The organism is Acinetobacter guillouiae CIP 63.46 (assembly GCF_000368145.1).
GTDB classification, from domain to species: Bacteria; Pseudomonadota; Gammaproteobacteria; order Pseudomonadales; family Moraxellaceae; genus Acinetobacter; species Acinetobacter guillouiae.
This window is the reverse complement of sequence record NZ_KB849283.1, coordinates 351853-377669: the sequence shown is the minus strand read 5'-3', so window position 1 is coordinate 377669 and position 25817 is coordinate 351853. Positions and strand designations below refer to the sequence as shown.

General features: G+C 34.7%; 25 protein-coding genes. 7 read left to right on the top strand and 18 right to left on the bottom strand.

Annotation, left to right across the window (positions count from 1 at the left end; genetic code table 11):
- Positions 1-70: 70 nt before the first annotated feature.
- Positions 71-2101 carry a DUF4034 domain-containing protein gene (locus F981_RS06800; protein WP_004719882.1) on the bottom strand — a complete coding sequence of 677 codons (2031 nt, stop codon included), beginning with the start codon at positions 2099-2101 and terminating at the stop codon, positions 71-73.
- An 86-nt stretch (positions 2102-2187) separates the two neighbouring features.
- A complete protein-coding gene (locus tag F981_RS06795; RefSeq protein WP_004719879.1) occupies positions 2188-3993 on the bottom strand; it encodes a DUF1266 domain-containing protein in 1806 nt (601 codons plus the stop codon).
- Between the two features lie 171 nt (positions 3994-4164).
- On the opposite strand from F981_RS06795, the gene F981_RS06790 reads away from it, so the two are divergent.
- Positions 4165-4866 (top strand): SIR2 family NAD-dependent protein deacylase, encoded by a 702-nt coding sequence (locus F981_RS06790; RefSeq protein WP_004719877.1) that lies wholly within the window; start codon positions 4165-4167, stop codon positions 4864-4866.
- Between the two features lie 54 nt (positions 4867-4920).
- Here F981_RS06790 and F981_RS06785 read toward each other — a convergent pair whose 3' ends face one another.
- On the bottom strand, positions 4921-5922 hold the full coding sequence (locus F981_RS06785; protein ID WP_004719875.1) for a DUF4349 domain-containing protein: 1002 nt from the start codon (positions 5920-5922) through the stop codon (positions 4921-4923).
- Positions 5923-6065: 143 nt separating this feature from the next.
- Positions 6066-7517, bottom strand: coding sequence for an aspartate ammonia-lyase (gene aspA / locus F981_RS06780; RefSeq protein ID WP_004719873.1), 1452 nt, complete (start codon positions 7515-7517; stop codon positions 6066-6068).
- A gap of 374 nt (positions 7518-7891) precedes the next feature.
- Between aspA and putP the strand changes: the two genes are divergently transcribed.
- Positions 7892-9397, top strand: coding sequence for a sodium/proline symporter PutP (putP, locus tag F981_RS06775; protein ID WP_004719871.1), 1506 nt, complete (start codon positions 7892-7894; stop codon positions 9395-9397).
- Positions 9398-9448: 51 nt separating this feature from the next.
- Here putP and F981_RS06770 read toward each other — a convergent pair whose 3' ends face one another.
- On the bottom strand, positions 9449-9946 hold the full coding sequence (locus tag F981_RS06770; RefSeq protein ID WP_004719868.1) for an Lrp/AsnC ligand binding domain-containing protein: 498 nt from the start codon (positions 9944-9946) through the stop codon (positions 9449-9451).
- Between the two features lie 120 nt (positions 9947-10066).
- Between F981_RS06770 and putA the strand changes: the two genes are divergently transcribed.
- Positions 10067-13822 (top strand): trifunctional transcriptional regulator/proline dehydrogenase/L-glutamate gamma-semialdehyde dehydrogenase, encoded by a 3756-nt coding sequence (putA, locus tag F981_RS06765; RefSeq protein WP_004719866.1) that lies wholly within the window; start codon positions 10067-10069, stop codon positions 13820-13822.
- A 140-nt stretch (positions 13823-13962) separates the two neighbouring features.
- On the opposite strand, the gene F981_RS06760 is transcribed toward putA, so the two are convergent.
- The 5 genes from F981_RS06760 to F981_RS06740 form a co-directional block, all read right to left on the bottom strand.
- Complete coding sequence (locus F981_RS06760) at positions 13963-14529, bottom strand: TetR/AcrR family transcriptional regulator (RefSeq protein WP_004719864.1); 567 nt, start codon at positions 14527-14529, stop codon at positions 13963-13965.
- Positions 14530-14558: 29 nt separating this feature from the next.
- Entirely contained in the window at positions 14559-14903 is a 345-nt protein-coding gene (locus F981_RS06755; protein WP_035372365.1) for a DMT family transporter, read from the bottom strand.
- A gap of 906 nt (positions 14904-15809) precedes the next feature.
- Positions 15810-16034: a hypothetical protein gene (locus tag F981_RS06750; RefSeq protein WP_004719860.1), complete on the bottom strand. Its 225-nt coding sequence runs from the start codon at positions 16032-16034 to the stop codon at positions 15810-15812.
- A 77-nt stretch (positions 16035-16111) separates the two neighbouring features.
- Positions 16112-17107, bottom strand: coding sequence for an alpha/beta hydrolase (locus tag F981_RS06745; RefSeq protein WP_004719858.1), 996 nt, complete (start codon positions 17105-17107; stop codon positions 16112-16114).
- A 131-nt stretch (positions 17108-17238) separates the two neighbouring features.
- Positions 17239-17454 carry a hypothetical protein gene (locus tag F981_RS06740; protein ID WP_004719856.1) on the bottom strand — a complete coding sequence of 72 codons (216 nt, stop codon included), beginning with the start codon at positions 17452-17454 and terminating at the stop codon, positions 17239-17241.
- Between the two features lie 339 nt (positions 17455-17793).
- On the opposite strand from F981_RS06740, the gene F981_RS06735 reads away from it, so the two are divergent.
- The gene (locus tag F981_RS06735) at positions 17794-18075 is read left to right on the top strand and encodes a hypothetical protein (protein WP_004719854.1); all 282 of its coding nucleotides are present in this window, start codon (positions 17794-17796) and stop codon (positions 18073-18075) included.
- Between the two features lie 254 nt (positions 18076-18329).
- On the opposite strand, the gene F981_RS06730 is transcribed toward F981_RS06735, so the two are convergent.
- The 8 genes from F981_RS06730 to F981_RS24325 form a co-directional block, all read right to left on the bottom strand.
- Entirely contained in the window at positions 18330-18659 is a 330-nt protein-coding gene (locus F981_RS06730; RefSeq protein WP_004719851.1) for a hypothetical protein, read from the bottom strand.
- Between the two features lie 40 nt (positions 18660-18699).
- Positions 18700-19131 carry a hypothetical protein gene (locus tag F981_RS06725; protein ID WP_004719849.1) on the bottom strand — a complete coding sequence of 144 codons (432 nt, stop codon included), beginning with the start codon at positions 19129-19131 and terminating at the stop codon, positions 18700-18702.
- Between the two features lie 201 nt (positions 19132-19332).
- Positions 19333-19518, bottom strand: a complete 186-nt coding sequence (locus F981_RS24170) for an SEL1-like repeat protein (protein WP_228129038.1) — start codon at positions 19516-19518, stop codon at positions 19333-19335.
- Positions 19482-19643, bottom strand: coding sequence for a hypothetical protein (locus F981_RS24165; RefSeq protein ID WP_016539670.1), 162 nt, complete (start codon positions 19641-19643; stop codon positions 19482-19484). Before F981_RS24165 ends, F981_RS24170 begins: the two co-directional genes overlap by 37 nt.
- Positions 19644-20423: 780 nt before the next feature.
- Complete coding sequence (locus F981_RS06705) at positions 20424-21650, bottom strand: acetamidase/formamidase family protein (RefSeq protein WP_004719844.1); 1227 nt, start codon at positions 21648-21650, stop codon at positions 20424-20426.
- 413 nt (positions 21651-22063) lie between these two features.
- Positions 22064-22444 carry an MliC family protein gene (locus F981_RS06700; RefSeq protein WP_004719841.1) on the bottom strand — a complete coding sequence of 127 codons (381 nt, stop codon included), beginning with the start codon at positions 22442-22444 and terminating at the stop codon, positions 22064-22066.
- 435 nt (positions 22445-22879) lie between these two features.
- Positions 22880-23257, bottom strand: coding sequence for a hypothetical protein (locus F981_RS06695; protein ID WP_004719838.1), 378 nt, complete (start codon positions 23255-23257; stop codon positions 22880-22882).
- 129 nt (positions 23258-23386) lie between these two features.
- Positions 23387-23512 (bottom strand): hypothetical protein, encoded by a 126-nt coding sequence (locus F981_RS24325; RefSeq protein ID WP_004719837.1) that lies wholly within the window; start codon positions 23510-23512, stop codon positions 23387-23389.
- Positions 23513-23722: 210 nt separating this feature from the next.
- On the opposite strand from F981_RS24325, the gene F981_RS06690 reads away from it, so the two are divergent.
- The 3 genes from F981_RS06690 to xseB all read left to right on the top strand — a co-directional run bounded on the left by F981_RS06690 (position 23723) and on the right by xseB (position 25817).
- Positions 23723-24187, top strand: coding sequence for a DoxX family protein (locus F981_RS06690; protein WP_035372364.1), 465 nt, complete (start codon positions 23723-23725; stop codon positions 24185-24187).
- Positions 24188-24367: 180 nt separating this feature from the next.
- Complete coding sequence (gene xseA, locus F981_RS06685) at positions 24368-25630, top strand: exodeoxyribonuclease VII large subunit (protein WP_004719831.1); 1263 nt, start codon at positions 24368-24370, stop codon at positions 25628-25630.
- Complete coding sequence (xseB, locus tag F981_RS06680) at positions 25623-25817, top strand: exodeoxyribonuclease VII small subunit (RefSeq protein ID WP_004719830.1); 195 nt, start codon at positions 25623-25625, stop codon at positions 25815-25817. Before xseA ends, xseB begins: the two co-directional genes overlap by 8 nt.

Below are 25817 nucleotides of genomic sequence, written 5' to 3'. Positions count from 1 at the left end.
TTGATACTCTAAATTTAGAGGGATCAAATCCTTAGACTTTATGTGTTAATAATAAATCAATAGAAATCAACTAAATTAAAACATCTTGGCGTCCAGGTATGTCTGAAGCAGCAATATTGGCAATTGTTTGGTTATACTTTTTGATACTGCGCTTGGTATTTCCCATGATTTCATATAAAACCTCTTTGACAAGGTCATGCTCTGGATCTTGTAGATAAGCCGCCTGACACCACTTAACTGCTTCAGCATAGTCATAATAATGAGGTCGATTTTTAAGATCAAAATGTAGTCTTGCTATCGCACACATTGCAGCAATATGGCGTTTATGTGCTTTTGTTTTTAAAACTGCAATCATTTGCTCTGCAATTTCAGGATAATAGCTAAAATTAAATAAGCGCGTGACATAAATATCAATCAGATCATTCAGCAAATCAGAATTAATATAACGATGGTCTTGTTGCGACTTCTCTAAGCCTAATCGGCTCTGTTCAAAATACCCTAAGCTCTTTTTTAAATATTCTTTAGGTTGAGATTGGTTTTCATCCATACTTAAATTTAGATAGTGTATGCCCATATTATACATGGCAATATAATGACCTTGGTCAGCTGCTTTTTTTGCATAATACAATTCTTGATTCACATCATATAAGGCATGTTCAGCCAAAGAATGAATATAACCCGCGCTAAAGCAACAATATACAAAACCTAAATCTGCACCTTGATGTAATAAATCAATGATAAAAATATAGCCGTGATCATCATCAAAATTGTTTGCGACACGGAAAAAACAACAGTAGCGCCCTTCAGGATAAGCTTTTGGTGCTTCTAATAATTTTGCCTGTTCGTACCAAGATTGAGCAACCAATGGATTTTTTTCAACACTAGACCAACCATGTTGGCATAGAAAACCATAAAGAACCGCAGCACTGGCAAGCCGCTTCCGATTGGACAATGCAATTCGGCCTAGAAAATCTGAATCTTGAGCATTATGTCGCCAAAAATAAATTGCGCGATCAAGCTCATACTCATCGAATACAGGATAATCTGCAGCATTTTGATAACAAGATAAAATTCTTGGATCATTTTCATCTAACAGATAATAGAAATATGCCAATTTTAAATAGATGACTGCTCGATTACGTTCCGTTAAGGGGCGTTTTAAGATTACTTGGGCTTTTTGGATATATTTTTTTATTTCAAGTGTTTGATCTTTATCAAAACTTGTATCAAGCGTATCAAACCACACGATATAATTTAATTCACTTTTTTCGATTTCGCTAAAATGTTGACACCAATCCGACTGAGCAAAATCAATTATGGCCTGATGATCGTGTCCCCATCGTGGCAAGAGATACCAGCAATAATCTCTTACTGCAAGCAAGCCAAAACCTGATTCTTCTATAAATATTTTTAACCAAAAAGCGGCATCTGCTTGAGGTAAATCAATTTCTTCTTTCAAATTTAGATATTTTTGTAAAAGTTGAGGCACATCTTGGGGTAAATCAATTTTTAAATCTTGATTTAAGCCACTTTTTTGCGCCATTGCTTGGGCTGAAGGTTTTATTTTATGGACTAAATTTGAAGGATATCGACGCTTAAGCATCCACTCTGCAAACCATTCAGGTTCATCCAAGTGAACTGCCGAATTTAATAAATGCAGTGCAATTGTCCATGTCTCCGCACTAAATGCAAAAGCTTGCATTGCAGAAGCATACAATTGCTTTTGCGCCTCTCTTGCACAATCCCACATTTCATCTGTAACACTGCTTGACCATTCTTGCCCACGATATTCAGCTGCCCAAAAAGCCCAATAACGCACACGAACAATATAAGGGAAAAAGCTTTCTGGAAAAGCCAAATGCCATTCATTGATATGTTTTAATGCTGTTATGCCGTGATTTAAGAATATGTCCTTAAACATTTGTTTGGGCTGATCAAACCATTCATTTTCCCAAAGCTGCGGCAATTTATGACTTCGACTTTGCCATAACACATTGAAAAAATTTTCCAATTCTGCATAGTTTTTATTTTCCAATAAACCTTGCGGACAATGGATATCTTTACGAAATACTTCATGGGTATATTCAGATTTAATCATCATTCAGCTACTTTGTTTTTATTATGGGTTGAGAATAAATCAATATTCCATGAATAAAGTGACCAATTATTGGGATATATGGATTGATATTAGTGTAAGTCTTGCTTTGCAGAGCGATCATAATTTTCAAAATCTGAATGTTTAAACATCAAATACAGCTCACGCCCTGCGACATATTTCTCGCCCATATCCTGCCAGCTAGAACAACAGTCTTGAATAATCTTCGATGAAGCAACAATATATTGCCATGCATCATATTCCTGTAATTCATAGAACTGCACCAATAACCGTATAGTAAATATTTTTTGAATATGGCTAAACACCAAAATATCTCTTAAATAACTTGCAGTACCAAATTCACTACTTGAATAAAGATTTTCTAATTGAGCGATTTGAAAATATTGATTTAAAAAATAACGAATCTGTTTCTCTTTAGAGCCTACTTTTTTCTGTTTGATATTTAACAATTGATTTAAATGTTTTTTATATATTTCTGGATGCTGTTCAAAATGCGCTAAAGTTAAGCTATCCACCTGATACCATTGAATATGATTACGAAAATAAATCAGATCACCAGTTGCAAGCATCCATTGCTTACGATTGTCCTGCTTTAAATTTAACAACACCCAAGGCAAGGCAATGATATAGACGATAATTTTAATCATCCAGCCCAGCAATGGAATCTTGCTTAATTCATATAAAGTCTGAATCAACCAGAAATAAGGCTTAAAGATCACGCTCCACAGCGATTTGTTTGACTTTGCTTGACTTAACTCAACCTTTAAATCAAATTTTTTCTCAGCTTGCTGTTGATTTGTATAAGCAACGATCTCTTCTATATATTTTTCTGATGGGTGCCTGATATGTTCTGGACGATTTAGTCCCAGCAAAAGATGCTGAATCACATGGGTTTGATGATCATATTGTTCCAATAAATGTTGATTTTTCATCAATAACGTTTCAATTTTACAAGGATCATCCAATTCATGAAAATAGAAATACAAGGCTTGATTGACATGATCCGTTGAACCCTCATTTATCTCAGGTTCATAGACGATCCCCATGCTTAAACAATCTGGGTTATGATTATTATTTGGTAGAATATGATTTAAAAATAATAAGACATCATCTGCATATTTTTTAACTGGTGCTTGATTATGCTTACCTTTAATCTGCTCAATACACCACACTTCACCATCCCATTCTAAACTGATGGTAACATGTGGCTTATTGCTTGAATCCCTTAAGCTAAAATAACGAAATATTCCCTGCTCTTTTTGCGTTACATAGTATTCACCATAGCCATCTTTCAATTCAATCAGGTTGCTAAACTGCCCTAAACAGTGCTGCATATAACGTGATTCAAAAGCCATTTCCTTACGCAACAACATTCCTGTTGCCGTAATTTCAATAAACTTGCCTGTATTTACAGTTAAAACTTCATCAATTGCCTGCTCACTGCTGTCCCATTGCCCTTTTTCTAAACGCTTTTTCATTGCTTCATGATCTTTATGCCAAGCGTCTAACACTTGCTCATAGGTCATTTTCATGAATTTGCCTTTTAAATTGCTTTTTAAACGCGAATTAAAAAACTCTAAAATGGGCTTTTCCAGTTCCAAAATCTGTTCATGTAAAGGATCAACATACAACATCTGATGTTCTGGCTGCTGTTCAAGCTTGTTCAAAAACCATGTAGGAATAGGCTGTGGAAGTTGACAAATTTTCCAAGCAGAGACCGAATTTACATAAAAAACTGGATTGAATTGTTTAATCACATATTCAAAGAATTTTTTTTCAAACCACTGAGTAATTTCTGGATCATCTTTACGGCGTTGACTACGCTCTACAATTGTTTTTTTCACTTCAGGGGCATTGACAATATCACGTGTTTCCATGCTGTTCCATTTTGACTTATTTCTAGTGCATTTGATTTTTATAAAAAATATTCGAAATGATCGAAGTATGACTTGCTGTTATTTTATAACAAATTAATTCTAAGAAAATACGTTTCACTCATATTTCACAATATTTATGTTAGGATTTTAAAAATTTTAATTGTTTATCCTATGAAAAAAATTGTAGTTTTCTCAGGTGCAGGAATGAGTGCAGAAAGTGGAATCAGCACTTTCCGAGATAGTAATGGCTTATGGGAGAATTATGATATTCAAGAGGTGGCTACACCTGAAGCTTGGCGGCGTAACCCTGCCTTGGTGCAACGTTTTTACAATGAACGACGTCAACATATTCTCAATGCTCAGCCCAATCAAGCACACGATATCATTGCTCAACTCGAACAACATTTTGATGTCATTGTAATTACTCAAAATATTGATGATCTACATGAACGTGCAGGAAGCCAACAGGTTATTCATTTACATGGCAATATCCGCCTTGCTAAAAGTTCTAAACCCAATGCGCAGTACACAAATGAGTTTTATCCTATAGATGGTTGGCAATTGGACCTAGAACAACATAAATGTCCTGAAGGGTTTCCACTTCGACCTCATGTAGTTTGGTTTGGTGAAGCGGTTCCTGCGTATGAAGAAGCAGTACAGATGATCCGTGATGCTGATATTTTTATTGTTATTGGCTCCACATTAACCGTCTACCCTGTGGCAGGTTTGATTCACGAGATTCCAGAATACAGTGATGCGTATTATATTGATCCACAAGCCAGTTATGAGCGTGTTCCCCAACAATACCAATGTTTAAAAATGAGTGCGACTGAAGGGATGCAACAGCTTTTTGAAAAACTGACAACACATTAAAAAGCCAGTGCAATTGCACTGGCTTTAAAAATTACAGCATAGCACTAAGTAAAATCATGCATTGTCATCTGTAGAATTACTCTGATCTTTTTTCACATCTTTAGAAGGTTTAGTCGAAGATGAATCATCAAATAATTTATTCATTAAAGGCTTAATCACTCGATAAATAATCAAGCCAAGAAATACCAGTAAATAAAGTGGCCAAATGGTGACTAAAATAACCAATAAATCCAAAATAAATTGCCAGCCATATTGAACACCTTCCCAAGCACGCTTCCAAAAATTATCACCGTTTAAGCGTGCCACAGCAGCAACATCAACATCCAGACTTTCTCTCACCATTGCAGGTTGCTTAATGGCAATACTAATCGTGCTAAAACGCACCCGATCTTGAACTTCAAGTTGGGTTAAACGGGAAATTTCATTCAGCTGTGATTGTTTTGTATCACTAGGTACAGTTTGAGTTTGTCCAATTTTTTCTTCTAAAAGCTTTAACTCAAACCGCTTTGCAGAATATTGTTGTTGATTTAAAAAGTACATCAATGGCAATAACTGATTGACATATACCGCAGCTTTATCACTCGGTACTCTGACAATGATCTCCGCATGCGGATCAACTTTTTCAAAAACTCGGATTTTACCATCCGCAATTTTTTGTGTTTTTACATCGAGTACATCAAAACTGATATTTTTCTGCTCTATAAAGCCACCCGCTTGAAAAGTGAGCTTATCAATTTCTAAAGCAGTTTTAACCACATCTTTGGCGGTAAAATTAACCTGAGCTTCACGCACCATACGACGTGCTTTTTCTGCTTGACTGACATCGGTACTTAAAATAGTTTCAGGTTTTTGTTCAGTCACAGGTGTGGTATCAACAGAATTTTCAGTAGCTTGTTCAGCACTTTTTTCTGCGGCATCAGCCGCTTGTGCAGCATCCTGAGCAACAACTTGTGCATCTTGAGCAGACGCCGAACTTTCAGCAGCTTCTTCCGATTTTTTTGCACATCCAGAAAGAAGTACCAAGCTTAAGGCGAGAATTAAATGTTTATTATTCATAGATTATTGACTTTTGTTGGTGATTTTAAATTTTGTTGAATTATAAAGAAACTTTACTTTTTTTACCATGCATAAAAATACAGCACCGAAATGCTGTATTTATCAGCGTTTTTTACACGGATCAACAGGCGTAATTCAAACAATTAGCCTGCTTTACCGATTTCTTCATATGGCTGTACTGCAATTTCTGAAATCATATTTTCAAAAGAGAAAATTTCATCTAGACGTTCTTGGCTCAATAAACCTTGTTCAAGTACAACCTCTTGAATGGTTTTATTTTCAGCAATACATTGCTTCCCAATTTCATCACACTTCGCATGACCTAAAATTGGATCAAGTAAGGTAATAATTCCGACACTACGCATTACAGCATCAAAACAGGTTTTTTCATTGGCAACCACACCTTGAATACACTTCTCATCCAAGGTTTGAATCGCATTGATCAGTAACTCAATTGATTCATTCATGGTAAGTGCAATCACAGGCTCCATCACATTTAACTGTAATTGGCCCGCTTCTGCTGCAAAGGTAATGGTTAAATCATTACCAATCACTTTAAATGCAACTTGATTGACGACTTCTGGGATCACAGGATTGACTTTCGCTGGCATAATCGATGAACCAGCTTGTAATTCAGGTAAGCGAATTTCCCATAAACCTGTTCTTGGGCCAGAACTTAATAGACGTAAGTCATTACAGATTTTAGAGAGTTTTACAGCCAAACGTTTTAAGGTGCTTGAAAGGATAATAAATACACCGCAGTCACTGGTCGCTTCAACATAGTCTTCTGCACCAATTAAGTTTAAACCTGTTAAGGCTTTTAAATTTTCATTGACCTGCGCAGCATAACCATGTGGTGTATTTACGCCTGTACCAATCGCAGTAGCGCCTAAATTAATTTCTAATAAAAGTTCACGGGTTTTTTTAATTAAACGCACATCTTCTTTGAGTAATGTTGCAAAGGCATGAAACTCTTGTCCTAATGTCATTGGGACAGCATCTTGTAACTGGGTCCGTCCCATTTTTAACACATACTGAAACTCAGCAGATTTTAATGTTAGTGAACTAATCAAATTATTGATTTTTTCAAATAACAAATCCAGTGAATAGTAAGTTGCTAAACGTAATGCGGTGGGATAGACATCATTGGTCGATTGAGATTTATTGACATGGTCATTTGGATGGATGATGTCATAACGTCCTTTCGCATAACCTAAAGACTCTAATGCGATATTGGCAATGACTTCATTGGTGTTCATATTAATCGATGTACCTGCACCACCTTGGTAGACATCTGATGGAAAAGCATCTTTCCAATTTTGCGGATTTTCAATCAGTTCATCACTTGCTTTTTGAATCGCTAGACTGATTTCTTCAGAGATCTTATTAAATTGCAAATTGGTTTGTGCCGAGGCCTTTTTGACCTGAGCCAAAGCGCGGATAAAAAAGCTTTGTTCACCGACGGTATTTTTAGAAATATTAAAATTTTCCAAAGCCCGAATTGTATGAATACCATAATAACTGTTTATAGGAACTTCTTTACTTCCCAATAAATCTTTTTCTATTCTTGTAACTTCAGGTTGAACGGTTTCCATGTAATCTGCTCATTATATATTTATGCACTATAGTTGTGCAGTTACAATAATATTCCTTCTTATCTGCTTTTGTACTAGCAAAATATGTCATTTCGATAAACAATTTTATGGAATTATCAATTAAACGTTAACAATGTAACTTTGCGTAAAGTATAATCCCACAGTCTCTAAACACTCCCAGTAGAATTTTTTTGGATATAAATTGCTGATTTTTTGCATTTGTATCTAAAGTTACAATCGGATACATAAATCTTGCACAATCACCTTATAAAAATCACAGCGATATTTTTTAGTTGTGTGAAAGAATTCGCTCGTGAAACTTATGCGATAAAAAATAAAACTTGGAGATTTACTCCACAAGGACTGAATTAAATATGGACTCACTCAACCCCACAGTTGTCACGTTTATCTTTTATATCATTGCAATGGTTTGTATAGGCTTATATGCCTATAGAAAAACCACCGATTTCTCAGATTATATTTTGGGAGGTCGAAGTTTAGGGAGTTTTGTCACTGCACTTTCAGCAGGTGCATCGGATATGAGTGGCTGGCTACTCATGGGACTCCCAGGTGCAATTTACCTGACTGGATTATCTGAATCATGGATCGCAATCGGGCTCATTATTGGTGCTTGGCTCAACTGGTATTTGGTCGCAGGCCGTTTACGTGTCCATACTGAAATACAAAATAATGCATTAACATTACCAGATTATTTCACCAGCCGTTTTGGTGATAAAAAGAAAGTGATCCGTATCATTTCTGCGCTGGTCATTTTAATCTTCTTTGGTATTTACTGTGCTTCAGGCATGGTGGCAGGTGCACGTTTATTTGAAAGTATTTTTGCTATGAACTACACCACTGCTCTTTGGGTCAGTGCGATTGCAACCATCAGTTATGTGTGTATTGGTGGCTTCCTTGCGATCAGTTGGACGGATACATTTCAAGCGGGCTTGATGATTTTTGCATTACTGTTGGCACCGATTATGACTTTCTTGGCAGTCGGTGATTTACAACATGTCAATCAATTGATTGAAACTGCACGTCCACATGCAGCAAATATGTTCCAAGGGGTCAGTTTTATCGCCATCATTTCATCAATGGCATGGGGCTTAGGCTATTTTGGACAACCGCATATTCTAGTCCGTTTTATGGCAGCAGATTCAGTGAAAACCATTCCTAATGCTCGTCGTATTGGTATGGCGTGGATGATTCTATGTTTAGCGGGCGCTGTTGCTGTAGGTTATGTTGGTATTGCTTATTTCCAAGCACATCCTGATATTCCGTCAGCTGCAATTGTGGCAAAAAATCCAGAAACAGTGTTTATGGAATTAACCAAAATCTTATTTAATCCATGGGTTGCTGGTGTTGTTTTAGCCGCTATTTTAGCCGCTGTCATGAGTACCTTAAGCTGTCAGCTTTTGGTATGCTCAAGTACCTTAACTGAAGATTTATATAAATCTTTTCTTCGTAAAAAAGCCTCACAAAATGAGTTGGTTTGGGTCGGTCGTTTAATGGTTTTAGCCATTTCAGTGCTCGCGATCATCTTGGCATTTAACCCAGAAAGTAAGGTACTTGGTCTAGTGGCTTATGCATGGGCTGGTTTTGGTGCAGCATTTGGTCCGCTTATTTTATTGTCTGTGTTTTGGAAACGTATGACTTTAAATGGCGCATTGATCGGTATCATTGTCGGTGCTGTAACGGTAATTGTTTGGAAAAACACCATGGCGCATACGGGTTTATATGAAATCGTGCCAGGCTTTGTGCTTTCTTTCATCAGCATCATTGTGGTCAGTTTAATGGACAAAGCCCCTGAAAAAGAAGTAATTGATCGTTTTGAAAATGCTGAGCAAATTTATAACCGTGAAATGAAAAATATGTAAATTCAAATGTTTGAATAAATCATTAGAGTTAGGGGCATTCATGCCCCTTTTCTATTTCTTTACTTTCACTTTAAAATTTAAATGTAATTGTGAACTGTCTTTAATCACTTCCATCACTGGATAACTACGCGTTTCCTTTACCCCAGGCAATTGCCACAGGACCTGCCCTGAAATACGACGGAACTCCTCCATATCTGCACACCGAATTTTCACTAAAAAATCAAAACCACCACTAATCATATGACATGCCATAATTTCTGGATATTGTACGATTGCATCTGAAAAAGCATCCAAAGCATTGGGTGTAGTTTTGTCTAAAAGAATCTCAACAAATACCACAAAATTAGCGCCTAATATTTTCGGATTTAGTTTTGCTTCATAGCCCAAAATAAATCCTTCACCTGTCAATTTCTGCACCCGAGCAAGCGCGGCTGTTGGGGATAAATTAACTTTTTCAGCCAACTTAATATTGGAAATTTTTCCATCTTTTTGCAAAATATCCAAAATCCGAATATCTATACGATCCAAGCTTAAATAAGCACTTTCCATAGAATAATTCTCTAAATATTATTCAAATTATAGTGAGTTATTCACTAAATATTCTGTAATCATAAATTATATAAACCTATCTGCTCAACAAAAATATTTGCTAGTCACAGGACGTTGACAATGAATATGGATTCGCCTCAAGTTTTAAATGCAAACCTACTTCCAAGTTTGGATTACATTACCGAATTTAAAGACAAAACTGATTTTGAAGAAGAAATCAATCATGCGTGGCGTCGTACTGAATCGGAATGCGTTGAAAACTTACTTGAGCACAGTCAAATTTCTGAAGAAATGAATCAGAAAATTTATGACATTGCATTTAACTTAGCGCATAGCTTACGTGACCGTAAAAGTTCGTCAGGCAAAGCAGGTATCGTACAAGGTCTGCTGCAAGAGTTTTCATTGTCTTCACAAGAAGGCATCGCATTAATGTGCTTGGCTGAAGCCTTGTTACGTATCCCTGATAGTGCGACCCGAGACTTATTGATTCGCGATAAAATTAATCAAGGTAACTGGAAAGATCATTTAGGCCAAAGTAATCTCATGTTTGTCAATGCTGCTGCATGGGGACTCATGCTGACTGGCAAACTGATGGAAACACCTAAACAAACCAGCCTTTCGGGGATCCTCACCTCGCTCTTAGCACGTACAGGTAAAGGCATCATCCGTAAAGCAGTTGATGCAGCAATGCGTATGATGGGTGAACAGTTTGTTACTGGTGAAACCATTGAAGAGGCTTTGGACAATGCCAAAACTCTTGAAGACAAAGGTTTCCGTTATTCTTATGACATGCTTGGTGAAGCAGCACTGACTGAACACGATGCAGATCGCTATTTCGAAGACTATACACAAGCGATTCATGCCATAGGTAAAGCGTCTGAAGGTAAAGATGTTTATACCGGCCCTGGAATTTCAATTAAACTTTCGGCTTTACATCCACGTTATCAACGTTCTCAAACCGAACGTGTGCATCATGAACTTTATCCTCGTATTTTAAATTTAGCACTTTTAGCTAAGACCTATGATATTGGTCTCAATATTGATGCAGAAGAAGCGGATCGTTTAGAGCTGTCTTTAGAATTACTTGAGCGTTTATGCTTTGAGCCACAACTGGCAAACTGGAAAGGTATAGGCTTTGTGATCCAAGCCTATCAAAAGCGTTGTTTCTATGTGGTGGATTATATTATTGATCTGGCAAAACGTAGTCAAAAACGTTTAATGATTCGTCTGGTCAAAGGTGCTTACTGGGACAGTGAAATCAAAAAAGCACAAATTGACGGTATGTCTGACTACCCAGTCTTTACCCGTAAAGTGCATACAGATTTGTCTTATATTGCTTGTGCAAAAAAACTATTGGCTGCGCCTGATCAGGTGTATCCGCAATTTGCAACACATAATGCGCAAACACTTGCCACTATTTATGAGTTAGCAGATCCACAAAAATATTATCTTGGTCAATATGAATTCCAATGCTTACATGGCATGGGTGAACCACTTTATGAACAAGTGGTAGGCAAGGTTTCAGATCAGAAATTAGGGGTTCCATGTCGTATTTATGCGCCTGTCGGTAATCACGAAACCTTATTGGCCTATCTGGTTCGACGTTTATTGGAAAATGGTGCGAATACCTCATTTGTTAACCGTATTGCAGATAAAAATATTAAAATTGAAGACTTGATTGAAAACCCAGTTCAAGAGATTTTACATACTGCAGAAAAAGAGCACGCAGTCGGGTTAAAACACCCCGCTATTCCGCTTCCTCATGATTTATATCAAGGCATACGCCAAAACTCTCAAGGTTTAGACTTAGCTGATGACAGTAAATTACAAGATTTAAATCAAACTGTTCAACACTATTTAAAACACCAGTGGAACAGTTATAGCCTTGTCGATCAGCTTGATTTACAAGACTTAGCTGAAATAAATTCGCAAGAAATCCGTAATCCAGCTGATCATTCAGATCTAGTTGGTTATGTGATCGAAGCAGAAACAGCACAAGTCGATTTGGCCTTAGATAACGCTCATCAAGCTTTTGAAAATTGGAAAAATGCATCTCAAGATTTTCGTGCAGAGTTATTGCTCAAAGCTGCTGCGATTATGGAATCGCGTATTCAGGAACTGATGGTTTTACTGTGCCGTGAAAGTGGTAAAACTTATAGTAATGGTATTGCTGAAGTACGTGAAGCCGTTGATTTCCTTAGATACTATGCAGCACAAATGCAAAGCATTGAGGAAAATGGCACACTCAGCCCACTGGGTACAATTTTATGTATCAGCCCTTGGAACTTCCCGCTTGCAATTTTTACTGGACAAATTTCAGCAGCACTTGTTGCAGGAAATACCGTAATTGCTAAACCTGCTGAACAAACCCCATTAATTGCAGCACAAGCAATTCAAATCTTATGGGAAGCAGGAGTTCCAAAATCAGTAGTACAATTACTTCCTGGTCGTGGTGAAACAGTTGGGGCAAAACTCAGCCAAGATGAGCGTATTCAAGGCATTATGTTCACAGGTTCCACTGAAGTTGCTAAGATTTTACAAAAAACCGTAGCACAACGCCTGAGTCCAACAGGTCAACCGATTCCTTTGATTGCTGAAACGGGTGGCCAAAATGCGATGATCGTAGATTCTTCTGCGCTGACAGAACAAGTCGTAATTGATGCAGTAAATTCAGCATTTGATAGCGCTGGTCAACGTTGCTCTGCCCTCCGAGTATTGTGCGTTCAAGAAGACAATGCAGCAACCTTGATTAAGATGCTTAAAGGTGCCATGCAACAGCTCAACATTGGACAACCTATTTTGCTTAAAACAGATATAGGTCCAGTGATTGATGGTGAAGCGCAACAGAATATTGAAAAACATATCGAAATGATGCGTAATAAGGGCTATGCAATACATCAACTTGCTTATGAAACACCAACATCTGATCTAAATGCAGGCACATTTATTGTCCCGACGGTGATTGAACTTCCAAATCTGAATGATTTAAAACGTGAAGTTTTTGGACCTGTATTGCATGTCATTACCTATAAATATGGTGAATTAAAGCAATTGTTAGAACATATCAATGCAAAAGGATATGGCCTAACCATGGGTTTACATACACGTATCGATGAAACTATTCAAACCACCATTGAACATGCGGAAGTGGGTAACTTATATATTAACCGTAATATTGTAGGTGCCGTTGTAGGCGTACAACCTTTTGGTGGTGAAGGTTTATCAGGAACAGGGCCTAAAGCTGGTGGTCCGATTTATTTATATAAATTAATGCAGCATACAGCCCTACCCAATCGCCCTTTTGGTACTGTAAAAAATATTTCGGAACAGCTCAATCTAAAACCATCTGAGATTCAAACAGAATTTCACACTTGGGCAAAACAGCATCATTCGCAATGGGCTATGCATCAGTATCAATCACCGATTGCTTTATATGAACTTCCGGGTCCAACAGGTGAATTGAATCAATACCATGTTGTATCACGTCATCGGATATTGGCAATCGCAGCGCAAGAACAGGCTTTACTGAATCAGTTTAATGCAATTTTGTCTCTCAATGCACAAGTCTGTATTTTAAGTGACGATGCGATTGCTTTAAAAATGATTCAAAGTATGCCAAAAGCGTTGCAACAAAAATTTTCGATGATCAATGATGTGGCTGTTGGAGAGTTTGATGCTGTTTTACATCAAGGTGCTGGTCTAAAAGAATTACAAACTCTGATTGCGCATCGTGAAGGTGCAATTGTTGGCATAACTCATTTAGCGGATGCCAATACAATTATTCCACTTGCACCATTACTTATTGAACGTGCAATCAGTATCAATACTGCGGCTGCAGGCGGAAATGCAAGTTTAATGACTTTAGACAGTGAATAAATCATAAAGCAATGATTTAACCTAGTTTAAAGAAAGTTTTCCATTCCAAGCCAATATCATTTGGCTTGGTTTTTTTATTTTGGATTTTTATTTTGATCTGTAGCTATTGGTTTTGCTTACAAAGCAGAGCAAATGAATCACTATTCAGGATAAGTCCTTAACAACAACTCCTGTTTAATTTCCTCATAATCATCCTGCATTTTTGGGGAGAGGCTTTCAACAAACCATGCCCCATCGGCTGCATAACGTAATATTTTTAATGTGGCAGAATAATCCGTTTCAGCATGTTGAGACAATCGCCGTGTCAGCCATTGATCCCACTTCTCACTATAAGATTTATCTGTCATCAATGTCATGCTTAAAGCACTCCATACCGTGTTGACACCAAATGAAGGACTTAAGGTGACATCAATATATGCACGTGTAAAACAGCCATAAGTAACTGGATCTTTTTCAATTGCCAGACTAACTTGCTGGTCCAATTGTTGGATTAACTCTTCCAACATGGCCTCAATCAGAACTTGTTTATTGGCAAAATGATGAAATACACCACCTTTAGTTACACCTGAACGCGTTGCAATACTTTGAATAGATACGCCATTTACACCATGTTCAGCAACTAAACTCATCGTGTTAGCTAAAATTAATTTTTTAACACCTTCAGGATCTTTTTTACGTTGATAAGCATTTTCTACAATTTTATCCATACTCAAATCTTACCTGCTTCGTGCTTTTATCAATGCCCTGCTGATGTTGAAAATAAGTTAATCACCAATACACCTGAAATAATTAATCCAATGCCTGCAATTGCTGCAAAGTCTAAGCTTTGTTTAAAAATGAAGTAACCCACCAAAGCAGTGAGGATAATACCGACACCAGCCCAAATTGCATAAGCAATACCCAATGGAATTGTTTTAATCACGTGAGAAAGTAAATAAAAAGAAATCACATAAAAAAATACCACCAGTAAACTCGGTACTAACTTTGTGAAGCCCTGCGATTTCACTAAGAATGTTGAACCTGTTACTTCAGCGATGATAGCGACCGCCAACAAGCTATAGGCAAAAACAATAGAATTCATAAATTCATCAAAAGATACCATTTGATTGGTATGTTATATAAATTCAATTTACAATACAATCTTTAGCTAATTGTAATCTCATCTATTAAACTTGGTGAATAAAAAGCAATTGCACTTTGATAAAAATTATTTTTAAAAAATAAAAAAAGGCGAGTTATCAATATGATACTCACCTTTTTTTCTTCAATTTTCTACTTAATCAGGTAGGATGAATAAAGTAGAAAAATGAAATTATAAGCAACAAGGCAATTATCGCCAAAATTAAATACGTGTTTACAGTGTTGAAACTCTTTATAAAGTTTAAAATTTCCATTATTTTTCGTCACAAAATAAACCAGCATTTATTTTAATATATTTTGTCACAATTTGTAAGATCATTAAGTCTGATTAAATTAAAAAACACTTAAAAATTAAGTCTAACTGCCTATTTTTACAGCATGAATAGATATTCAAAAGACTTATTATAAATGATAAGTATTCTCATATATTTGTTTTTATTCAGTTATTCCGTATTTTTTGATACTAATATCACAATAATCAGACCAGCATACTACTTATTAAAAAAATTCTAATTTATTAGATTATCTTAACAGAATATGTTTTTAATGTTTTAAACACATGGTAAAAAAATCAAAAAAATAAAACATTTAGATACACCCTATAAATAAAGTGAATAAAAAACAAAGGATTTATCAGGATTTGTTACAAGTTATTTTTAACAATGGAAGCACAAGTCAATGTTTTATATGTACTGAATTTTGATTTTAACAGGCAAAAAGTGATCACTATAGAATCAACTAAGTACTCTAAAGATATATAACTTTTTTCATGAAATATGATAAAAAAATTACACTCATTCCTTGAGTTGTAAATTTTTAAAAATTGTTATTCTATTGATTAAAAAGCTTACTTCACCTCAAAATGATGCTTCTCTGTGACCAATTTAATTTTTATATCTTTGTAGTAGCGAACCATCGTGTTATTGGGATCTTTCTTGAGTGCATCAGCAAATTTATCTTCATTCATTAACTTAGCATAAGTTTTATAGCCAATTTCTAAAGTTGATGCTTTCTTACTTGATTCTTGAAATTCATCTATACGCTTGTTGATTTGCTTAACACTGATTTCCATCTTTCATTTCTCGCTACAATTTTATTTTTTATAACATGCTTTTATGACAATTCAGTTTAAATCATTATTTTTTGAGTTTATTTTGAATCAACATTTTTCTTCAAAAACAAAATAGTTTGATCAAATGTTTGCTGACTCGCCTTTTTGCCCAAGAAAAATTGATATTCATGGACCAACCATTCTTTTGATTCAGGGTAGAAAACAGCTTGAATAGGGATTTGCTTTTCTTGCAACGCTTTTACAAAAGGAATGGACTGTGTATTTGTCAGAAAATCTTTATTACCCCCACTGATAAAAACAGGTGGATAGTTTTTGGTAAGATGTTGTATAGGTGATAAACGTTTTAAATATTCAGGATTGTCTTTTTGATTACCTGTATAAGCTTGGACAAGATTATTTACCCCCCATTCAATCAGTTTGATTTCATCTGGTGCTGTATTGATAAAGGCGTTCATATCATAAATTCCGCAATGTAGAATTAAACCCTTAAGTTGTGAAGCTTGAATCGAGACTGTAAATCCAGATTCTATGGCGAAATTTGGGTTAGTGAGAAGCGCTGCATAATGACTGGCTAAATTGGCGCCAGCCGAATCCCCTGCTAAAAATAATTGATCAGCATCTATATGGTATTGTTTTGCATTTTGCTGGATAAATCGCAGTGCGTTATTGATTTGATACAACTGCGTTGGATAAATTGCTTGCGGTGCAAATTGGTATTGCACAGAAACAACATTATAACCTTGTGCTGCGAGCAGTTTAAAATATCCTCTTGCATTATCTTTAGCACCTGAAATCCAACCACCACCATGAATCCAGATCACTGTTGGGCGTTTTTCAAATTGTTGAATATCTATTGGCTGATAGAGATCTAAACTGAGTTTTGGTTGTTCTTGGTAAGTTATATTATGGGTAACAATGACATTCTCTGGCGCATGTTTATCCATCAGATAGCGTTGAAAATGTGTTGAAGTATCAAATGCCTTGGCAATGATTTTGTTATTTTTTTGCACATTTTGGCAGGCAGACAGTGTGAATAGTGAAAGTATACAAATAAGAATTTTTAGTTTATGCATTTTGACCTCAAAAATGTTCAATCATTGTGATTTTCACATTATCGATACATTCAATTGTGAGCCTAATATAGCTTAAAAAATGAATTCCTTTTCTTTTAATTTCAATGCAAAAAAAACTAAAAAATTTAAATTTATATTTGCGCGATTTGCTGATGTAGACTTTGCAAAAATAAATCCGCTTCAGCTTTGGTCTGGCACTTTTTATGATATAAGCCATTGGCATTTTGATTGTGCGGTGTATATTCTATACTTATAGAAAAATTTTGCGTAATCATATCTTTAGAAACATATATCGCGATAATATGCAGTGAATTTAGGTAAAAACCATCTTCTATTTTAACCAGCATTTTAAGCCTCAAACTTTATAACACAGAGAGGGTAAGACAAAAAAGCCCATCTTTTGATGAGCTTATTGTTTAAATATTTTAAACTTAATCATACTTCAATTTAGCCAGTATTTAAAAATTTTGATTGCTTTTTATGTAACAAAAGGAATAACCACTAAGAATTTTCTTGAACAATACAATAAAAAAAATCTAACACATCATCAAAATTCAGCTTTAGATTGTCCGACATTTTTTCAATTGATCAAAATACTTTGATGTTAGATTGAATAAATCGTGATACTTATCACATTTCATAATAAAAGTTATTTTGTCTAAATCTCTTTTATGGAGGTTGTTAATATGAATTATTTGATTATTCTAAATTCCTCACAAGTACATCATTTAGATGAAGTCCATAAGCTCATCTGTGACTATGATGCTTCAATTCGGGTGAACCCTTCCACTTGGCTGATCAACACAAGCTATGAAGCCAACATCATTCGCCAACATTTAGCGAGTATTATTAGCATTCATGACTCTCTGTTAGTCTTTAAGATTGATGGTGAACATTCATTTACCAACGATTTGGATTTAAATGACTGGATGGAGGATATAAACAGTAAAAGTATGATTCGTGTCTAAACATACTGATTCGATAAAGATTATATTAAGCAGAGAGAAAATTTAAATATCTAAATACTACATCTGATTTCTCTAAATTTAATTCTAGCTTGCCTTATATAATCTTTTATCAGCCAAATTAAAAGCGTGATGAATAGCACAAAATGTGAATTTAATTATTAGATGAAATTTAAATCAAAAAAATTAGTACAGTTAAATATTTATTTTAAAAATACACTTAATATCTAATTAAAAAATTTATTAAATTTATTTTACTATTCATCCATTTCCACTTTATAGCTTTCTATTTCTCCATTGTTGTTTTTATAAAGCTTTAAATATATAAAAGCAGATGACTTTTCACCATTAACCTTTAAAGTATAATAATCATAGCCTTGTTGATAGGGAGGATTACCATAAAATTTTCCGACTTTACGTATTCTATAGTTCCGTATTTCTCCTAATTTATTCTGTACTTTAATATCTTCACGAAAAATTTTTTCTATATATTGCTGATTTTGTTCACTATGAAGTATCTTTGTTCCTATAACAGTTATAATTCCTAATACAGCTATAAAGAAGACATAAAAGATTAATTTTTTCATATTATTTCCTCCATTCTAAGCACTCACAAAAATTTCCTCTTTAAAATTTATTTTTAAGCTTAAGTAAGAATAAAACCATCAAATAGAAGGTTACTAAAATTGGAAATACAAAATATAATTTTAACCACTCAATACTTCCTATTGGTGCAAAAGCAATTGCATAAACGGTATTCAAGCTAAACACATATGGCCAATACTCTTTTGTCAAAAATGACACAATAATAAGAGAAACTGTAAAGGATATAATCATGGTAATTATGGCTTTAATTGGTATAAAAAGCTTTAATCGGCTCAATTTACAAGCAACACATATTGAAAAAATAAATAATAATAAAAAAAGTAGCTGAGGATGTTGGTGGGCAATATGTCTAGTAAAAAATTTATAACTAAAAAGCCATGCCAACAGGTAACTTAAAGCGACAAAGACCATGTTTAATTTAAGATCTTGATCTATTGGATGAGTAAACTTCATTATCACGTCCTCATTGTGTCTATTGTTTTTATTCAATTCACAAAGAATTCAATAAGTAAAGTTAATCATTCTCTCGAACACTTCCTAACTCCTCTGCTCGATCATACCAAATGGCCCCTAGAATTTTATTTTTCCTCGTACCAATACCAAAATAATAACATCTTGAAACTTCATAAACAGCTTCAGAGCAACCTCTTAAAGCTACCTGTAAGTATAATAAAAAAGCCTTTTTTTATTTTTAGAAACATACGTTCCTCCTTCATAGCTAATTGCCAAATCATAAATGGCATCTGGCCATTTCATTTTTGTTGCTTTTTTTAGATATTTAGTCCCTTTGACATAATCTTGTTTCAAAAAATGACCGCCATGTAAATACCATGTTGCAATGGCATAAGTTGCCTCTGGAGATCCTTGTTTATAAGCAAGGTCAATAATTTATAAGCTTGTTCATAGTCTGGAACAGCTTGTTTTACTAACTCACGGGCTGTTTGTATTAATTCATCGTTTTCCAAAATTTTCTCCCTATCAGGCTTACTTATTTTTACAACGAGCATCCATACCAGTTGCTCTGAAAATTGAATTACATAAATCCTTATCGCAAGCCAACAGCGCTAGAATTATACTGATTGAATTTGACAGTCAAATGATTAAGTCATATTTATTATTTAGTTAAACTTATTTATAAAATACTTTATACTATAAAACATAAACTTTCAAATGATATTCATTTGCAAAAACAAAAACCCAAATATTTAGAATAAAAGACAAGGCTTATTTTGAATGTGATCTTAGTTTCGCTTTCATTATTTAAACTTAGTTTTTAAATAAACCAAAAGTTTGTAGATCTTTTAAGTATTTTCTTTGAAAATAAATGAACATTGGTATTATTGAAAAAACAAAACAGCTTAAAACAAAGAATAAAAAATAATTATTTTCCAAAAAATAGAATCTAAATTCTTTAATTAAATCAAAAATTAAGAAAATAGGACACACGATAAAAAATATAAAAATAATATAAGTTAAAAATATAAAAAAAATCTTAAAAATAGATTTCCTTTTCACAAAGTATAGAAGTGCCTCGCCATACAAAAAAGAGCCTAGCAAAAGAAAAATGCTATAAAACAAGAAATAAAAAAAAGTATTTAACCAAATCATTTTTTACTCCTCTCATAGTTCTGTTGTATATCGTTTTCATCAATCCTTGTATGTTAAGGCATATTCACCCAAATCTGAACTGACAGCTACTCATTTTTGATGTATCTGTCAGTTCTGGTTAAATTTCAACTTTAGTTTTACTTAGTGTCTTCAACAAACTCTTTAAAGTCAGCTTTACGTATTTTGGCATGGATCCCCTTGGTCTTATCGACCACTTGCGATACTTCAAAATCAGTAGCAGCACTCAGATAAGCATAAGCAATCGCTTCATCAATACCATATTCTTGATTTAAAAAACGAATCGCTTCACGTGTAGATTTTTTCATTGCTTCATCTAAATCTTCATCTAATCCTGGTGTAATCCAAAATTCAGCATTCTCAGCTAATGGCTGTACAATTTCTTTACCCGGGATTCTATCTTTACCTGTTTTTAATAAAGTGAACTTGAGTGTTGCTCTTGCTGAAGCTTCTAATGCAGTTAAAGCAACTTCGCCATCACCTTGGGCAAAATGACTATCACCTGTATAGAACAATGCACCCGGCACTTGTACTGGGTAATATGCAGTTGATCCAGCACCTAACTCATTAATATCAATATTACCGCCATACATCGCTGGTGGTACTGAATGAACTGGCTGTGATGTATTCGGTGCGACCCCCATAATGCCCATAAACGGGCTTAGCGGGAAACGAATCGATTTACCTGATTGTGTTTTTAGTACCCCCTCATATTCACCCTTGGTATTTTTTTCTATTGGGGTAAAGACTGAAACATTTCCATATCGTTCAGGATGTTCAGCCGAAGCATTTTCTTGTTGTGGTCTTTTAGGAAATTCGCCCACTAAAGCACCTTTACCATGACGATTTGAAATGACGCCATAGGGAACACGAGGCTCTACTTTAATGACTTCTACTTTTAAAATATCACCGGCTTGTGCGCCTTGAATTTCAATTGGGCCAGTCACAATATGAGGTCCATCTTTATTAAAATCATGTTTTAGAGAAGATTTTGTAATATTTTTTGCTTCATCTAAAATGTATTCATCTTTCACCCCTTTTGATTTAAAGAATTTTTCCGCATCCCGCCCTTGATCTTCAAGTAAACCTTCATGTGAAACTGTATCGAAAGTCACAACACTTCCCGATGGAACAGAAATCACAGGCTTAGCATCTTTATTCGGTAAGTAGCCCCAAGTAATGGTGTTTAAAGTCGAGGGTACGTAATAATTGCCTTTGTATTCACCGTCTTTTAGTTGAACTGGCTTATTGGATAATTGCTTAAGAACATTAAAACTTTCAGCATGAACGACTGAAGTACTGATAGCACTGAAAATAAACAGTGAAAGAACCGTGTGCTTAAACATAAAAATACCTTTAATAATTGAAAAATAAAAATATTGCAAAGGTGTTTTCAGCAAATTTCATGCCACGGTAAAATTACTTTAATCTGTTCATTTCAATAGATATTGCGCCAATTGTTTACAATTAGTCGGTCTATTCAAGTGCATAAATAATGAAATGCCCGTAAATATCTTATTTTTGAATGGGTTTTAAAGTACTTAATTTTAATGTGTACAGTTTTCTCTCAACCTATTCGGCTTCTTTCATAAGTCCTTTTAGGGCAATAAGCCAGCATAAACTCCCCCTCATCCTAGCCTTCTCTCAAAGAGAGTAAAAACTTTTAACACCAATATAATTCACTCAATACGATATTTTTTGATTGATGAACTACGAATAAAAAACCCCACCAAATGGTGGGGCTATTTACATCATAATTCTATTTAACTTCTTTTACTGTAAAAGATTTATCTTTAGCAAGTTCAATGGTTCCTTCATCGCCTTTAGAATGAATTGAAACACCATTGTCACCTTCTAAACGCATACCGCTTCCAGCAGGTACTTCTTTCAATGAATAGTTATTTCCATCGCTATCCGTTAATGTCGCTGTAACAAAATTATCACTGGTCTTAAGTGTAAATTGTTTCTTATCAGCAGTTTCATACTTCACCGTTTTTTCAGCCGACTCATTTGTATCAACAGCAACGGCACTACTACTTACCTCATTATCAGGAGATGTCGCTTTATCTTTGTCTTTTGCACTACACCCAGCAACAAAAACAACAGCTAAAAAAGATGAAATTAATAATAATTTTTTCATGTTTAATCTCGAATAAATATGGAAGTTAAGTTCTAACATAGCGCTTTAGAGCAATCCAACCACTTATTGCGAATAACTACTTGTTGTCTACATAAATTATAACAATCACTTAGAACCTTATACATTTTAAGCTTGAATTTTGTTTTAATTTAAATATTTAGTTTTATTCTTTGATCAATGAATAGGATGTATTAAGCCTAGATGAGTACGGTCATTGCAGATTAGAACGAGACGGCTTTATATCATTAAAGAAAATTACTACGCTATCTTAGCTTATGCGTACAGTATGATTTCTCATATAGAAAGCCTAAAAATTACTTGAATTGGATGTAAAAATCTAAATAAAACTTTGCTTTAAAATTAATAATTCTCCCACTTTTCTATAGCGTAAAACCTCCATTAAGAGGCTAGTTTATTCATTATTTTATTAAAATATTAATTCAGCAATAATTTCGGAGCACTTCGTTTCATATAAAGGTAAACCCCTAATTGTAATACAGCAAAATATCCCAAATTTCTCAAAATAACTTCAGTAATACTTGAACTACCAAAAGCTAAATCGGTTACAAAAAGAAAACCCACTAAAATTAAATGTAAATAAAAGGGTTGTTTGATTTTACTGCCTATTGCAGTAACAACATTAAGATAACCAACGATCATCAATCCAAGAATCATGATCATTACCACAAGAACAGTTAGCGCTTGCTCATATAAATTACTGCTGTATAGAAAGATAACTTTAACTATTCCAGCCAACGCACATAGCCCAATAAATGAGGCTAATAAATTTTTTATAAAGTATTTTAGATTCATAATTGCTCTATAGCTTTCTTAAGTCTAAAAATTATACAGCATTGTTTTGAAAAAAATCTAGGAATCTCATGCTATATCAATAGCCTTCACACTCATATCAATCAGCCCACTGTATCAGTGGGCGTTGGGTTAACTGTCCTTATCGACTGAATGTGGCGTTGTTGTTTGATCTTGCTTTTGTGTATCTGAATCTCTTTTTTGACATGCTGTTAAGCCGATCAGCATAGCTAAACTTAAAATTGAAAATATTTTCATAGTTCGCTCAGTTTTGCTTAAAAATACACCATATCAAAGTATGAACTTCTTGATGTGTATTTTGTGAAACTTACGTAACATTTCGAACAACCTTAGCAACATTTTAAATTTGTATAAATGACAAATTATATACACTCACCAACAATGCTTACATTTAAAAAGTCTGCTCAGATTATTAAGATATTTTCTAATTTTCAGAATCATAGACACATGCTTGGTTTTCTCTTTAAAAATCCATTTAATTCGCCAAAATTTAGTCACTTCGCCTTAATATTAGCCAGAATTTCGATCGGTTTATTTTTCTTTACAACGGGTTATAACAAATTATTTGTAGAGAAAAATCAACAAATCATGTTGGAAACGATTGTTTCGGCAGGTATACCTTTTCCAGAAATGACAGCTATCATTGTTTCTTTATTTGAATTTGTATTCGGGCTATTGCTAACCATAGGATTATTTACTCAGTTAACCAGCCTTATATTGATCTTTATTTGCTTTGTAGCACTCGTAACCGTTGGTATTTATACAATCCCACCGGGTCTTAATTTGATCACTTGGATAAGCTGGTTTTTCTATATCCATGATTTGCTTTATATTTTCATTTTACTTTTTATTTTTACAAACAAGCCAGATTCTTTCACTCTAGATAAACTTTTTTTCAAAAAATACTTTTAGAAAATATCCACTTTTTGGGGAAGTCGGGATACACATTGTCAAACTGTATGAAGCAAAATCATTTGCTTCATCGTAACAAAAAAGATGCTATTTCACTTTACACAAGATCGATATATCTTCACCGCATTAAGCCACCATGTTATATACTATTTTAGATAAATTTACCGTAATTACCTTTGTATGTCAGACTTACAACTTTCCTTAAGCGAATACCTTGCAACTGTTCAAGAAGTTATACGTGTAACTTTTGATGAAGCAATATGGGTGAAAGCTGAGATTAGAAATCTGAGTATCAAAGGCGGCCACTACTACTTAGAACTTGCAGAAAAGGAAGAAGATACTGATAAAGTCATTGCCAGTTGTAAGGCAACAATCTGGAAATTCTCTGCTGCCAAAATGGTGTTAAAGTTTGAACGAGAAAGTGGTGTTGAACTCTCTCGTGATCTCAATGTACTGATTAAAGTAAAAGCTGTATTTAGTCCCCAATACGGTTTTTCAGTCAATATTGAAGCAATAGATTCAAGTTATACCCTTGGTGATATTGCACGGCGTTATCAACAAATTTTAGAAAAACTGATCAGCGAAGGTCTGCTCAATAAAAATAAATTACTGCCTACCCCATTTGATATTCAAAATGTCCTCGTTATTGCTCCTGAAAATGCTGCTGGCTTGGGTGACTTTAAGAAAGATGCAGATGCTCTCGATCAAGCTGGGGTTTGTCATTTTGTCTATCATACGGCAACGTTTCAGGGGAACACTGCAGCGACAAGTATTTCTGAGGCTTTAGCAAATGCATTACGACAATGGGCGAAAGACCTCAATACACCACCTGATCTTATTGTGATTATTCGTGGTGGAGGTGCAGTCAATGATCTGGCCTATCTCAATGACTACAATCTCGCTGCGCTACTTTGCAAACGCTCTGTTCCGATCTGGGTAGGTATAGGTCATGAAAAAGATAGAACCATTTTAGATGAAGTGGCAAACCGTTCTTTTGATACACCGAGTAAAGTGATTGGAGGTATTCGAAATCTAATCGTAGAGCGTACCCAAGATGTGCTAGATTCTCTACATAAGATTAAATTGTTATCTCAGCATCAAATCACTGCTTATCAAAGCCAGAATGATCAGTACATCAAAGTCATTAAAACGCTTTCTCAAGGGCAGATCAATGAGGCAAATAAAAGCTTAGATTTGATGAAAGGTACTGTTCAGTATTTGGCACAACAACTGATTAAATTGGCATCCAATCAAGTTGAATCACTCATGCGCGAAACGCTTTTGCAAAATCCACGTCATGTCATGGCCAAAGGTTATGCTATCGTGCGTAGTGATGGTAAAGCCATTCGTTCTATTCAACAAATTTCAACTGATCACATCCAAGTAGAGTTATTGGATGGTACGATCAATGCAAATGTGACACAGGTATTAAGCAATGGCTAAACAAGATTTAACATTTAAAGAAGGTTATGACGTTCTAAAGAAAAATGTAGAATTATTAGAATCTCAAGAAGAACCTGATATTGATAATTTAATGAAGATTGTGGAAGAATCCATGTCTGCATATAAAGCCTGTAAGTCACGTGTAGATGCTGTGCAACAGGCTCTAAATGAGACTTTTAAAGAGTAA

Coding starts and splice junctions, on each gene's coding strand:
- F981_RS06750 (WP_004719860.1), bottom strand. CDS start 16,034: ATGGAAATCAGTGTTAAGCAAATCAACAAGCGTATAGATGAATTTCAA.
- xseB (WP_004719830.1), top strand. CDS start 25,623: ATGGCTAAACAAGATTTAACATTTAAAGAAGGTTATGACGTTCTAAAG.
- F981_RS24325 (WP_004719837.1), bottom strand. CDS start 23,512: ATGAAAATATTTTCAATTTTAAGTTTAGCTATGCTGATCGGCTTAACA.
- F981_RS06770 (WP_004719868.1), bottom strand. CDS start 9,946: ATGGAAAGTGCTTATTTAAGCTTGGATCGTATAGATATTCGGATTTTG.
- F981_RS06745 (WP_004719858.1), bottom strand. CDS start 17,107: ATGCATAAACTAAAAATTCTTATTTGTATACTTTCACTATTCACACTG.
- F981_RS06735 (WP_004719854.1), top strand. CDS start 17,794: ATGAATTATTTGATTATTCTAAATTCCTCACAAGTACATCATTTAGAT.
- F981_RS06760 (WP_004719864.1), bottom strand. CDS start 14,529: ATGGATAAAATTGTAGAAAATGCTTATCAACGTAAAAAAGATCCTGAA.
- F981_RS06695 (WP_004719838.1), bottom strand. CDS start 23,257: ATGAATCTAAAATACTTTATAAAAAATTTATTAGCCTCATTTATTGGG.
- F981_RS06785 (WP_004719875.1), bottom strand. CDS start 5,922: ATGAATAATAAACATTTAATTCTCGCCTTAAGCTTGGTACTTCTTTCT.
- F981_RS06740 (WP_004719856.1), bottom strand. CDS start 17,454: ATGCTGGTTAAAATAGAAGATGGTTTTTACCTAAATTCACTGCATATT.
- F981_RS06795 (WP_004719879.1), bottom strand. CDS start 3,993: ATGGAAACACGTGATATTGTCAATGCCCCTGAAGTGAAAAAAACAATT.
- F981_RS06790 (WP_004719877.1), top strand. CDS start 4,165: ATGAAAAAAATTGTAGTTTTCTCAGGTGCAGGAATGAGTGCAGAAAGT.
- putP (WP_004719871.1), top strand. CDS start 7,892: ATGGACTCACTCAACCCCACAGTTGTCACGTTTATCTTTTATATCATT.
- aspA (WP_004719873.1), bottom strand. CDS start 7,517: ATGGAAACCGTTCAACCTGAAGTTACAAGAATAGAAAAAGATTTATTG.
- F981_RS06705 (WP_004719844.1), bottom strand. CDS start 21,650: ATGTTTAAGCACACGGTTCTTTCACTGTTTATTTTCAGTGCTATCAGT.
- F981_RS06700 (WP_004719841.1), bottom strand. CDS start 22,444: ATGAAAAAATTATTATTAATTTCATCTTTTTTAGCTGTTGTTTTTGTT.
- F981_RS06800 (WP_004719882.1), bottom strand. CDS start 2,101: ATGATGATTAAATCTGAATATACCCATGAAGTATTTCGTAAAGATATC.
- F981_RS06725 (WP_004719849.1), bottom strand. CDS start 19,131: ATGAAGTTTACTCATCCAATAGATCAAGATCTTAAATTAAACATGGTC.
- F981_RS06730 (WP_004719851.1), bottom strand. CDS start 18,659: ATGAAAAAATTAATCTTTTATGTCTTCTTTATAGCTGTATTAGGAATT.
- F981_RS06755 (WP_035372365.1), bottom strand. CDS start 14,903: ATGAATTCTATTGTTTTTGCCTATAGCTTGTTGGCGGTCGCTATCATC.
- F981_RS06690 (WP_035372364.1), top strand. CDS start 23,723: ATGCTTGGTTTTCTCTTTAAAAATCCATTTAATTCGCCAAAATTTAGT.
- xseA (WP_004719831.1), top strand. CDS start 24,368: ATGTCAGACTTACAACTTTCCTTAAGCGAATACCTTGCAACTGTTCAA.
- putA (WP_004719866.1), top strand. CDS start 10,067: ATGAATATGGATTCGCCTCAAGTTTTAAATGCAAACCTACTTCCAAGT.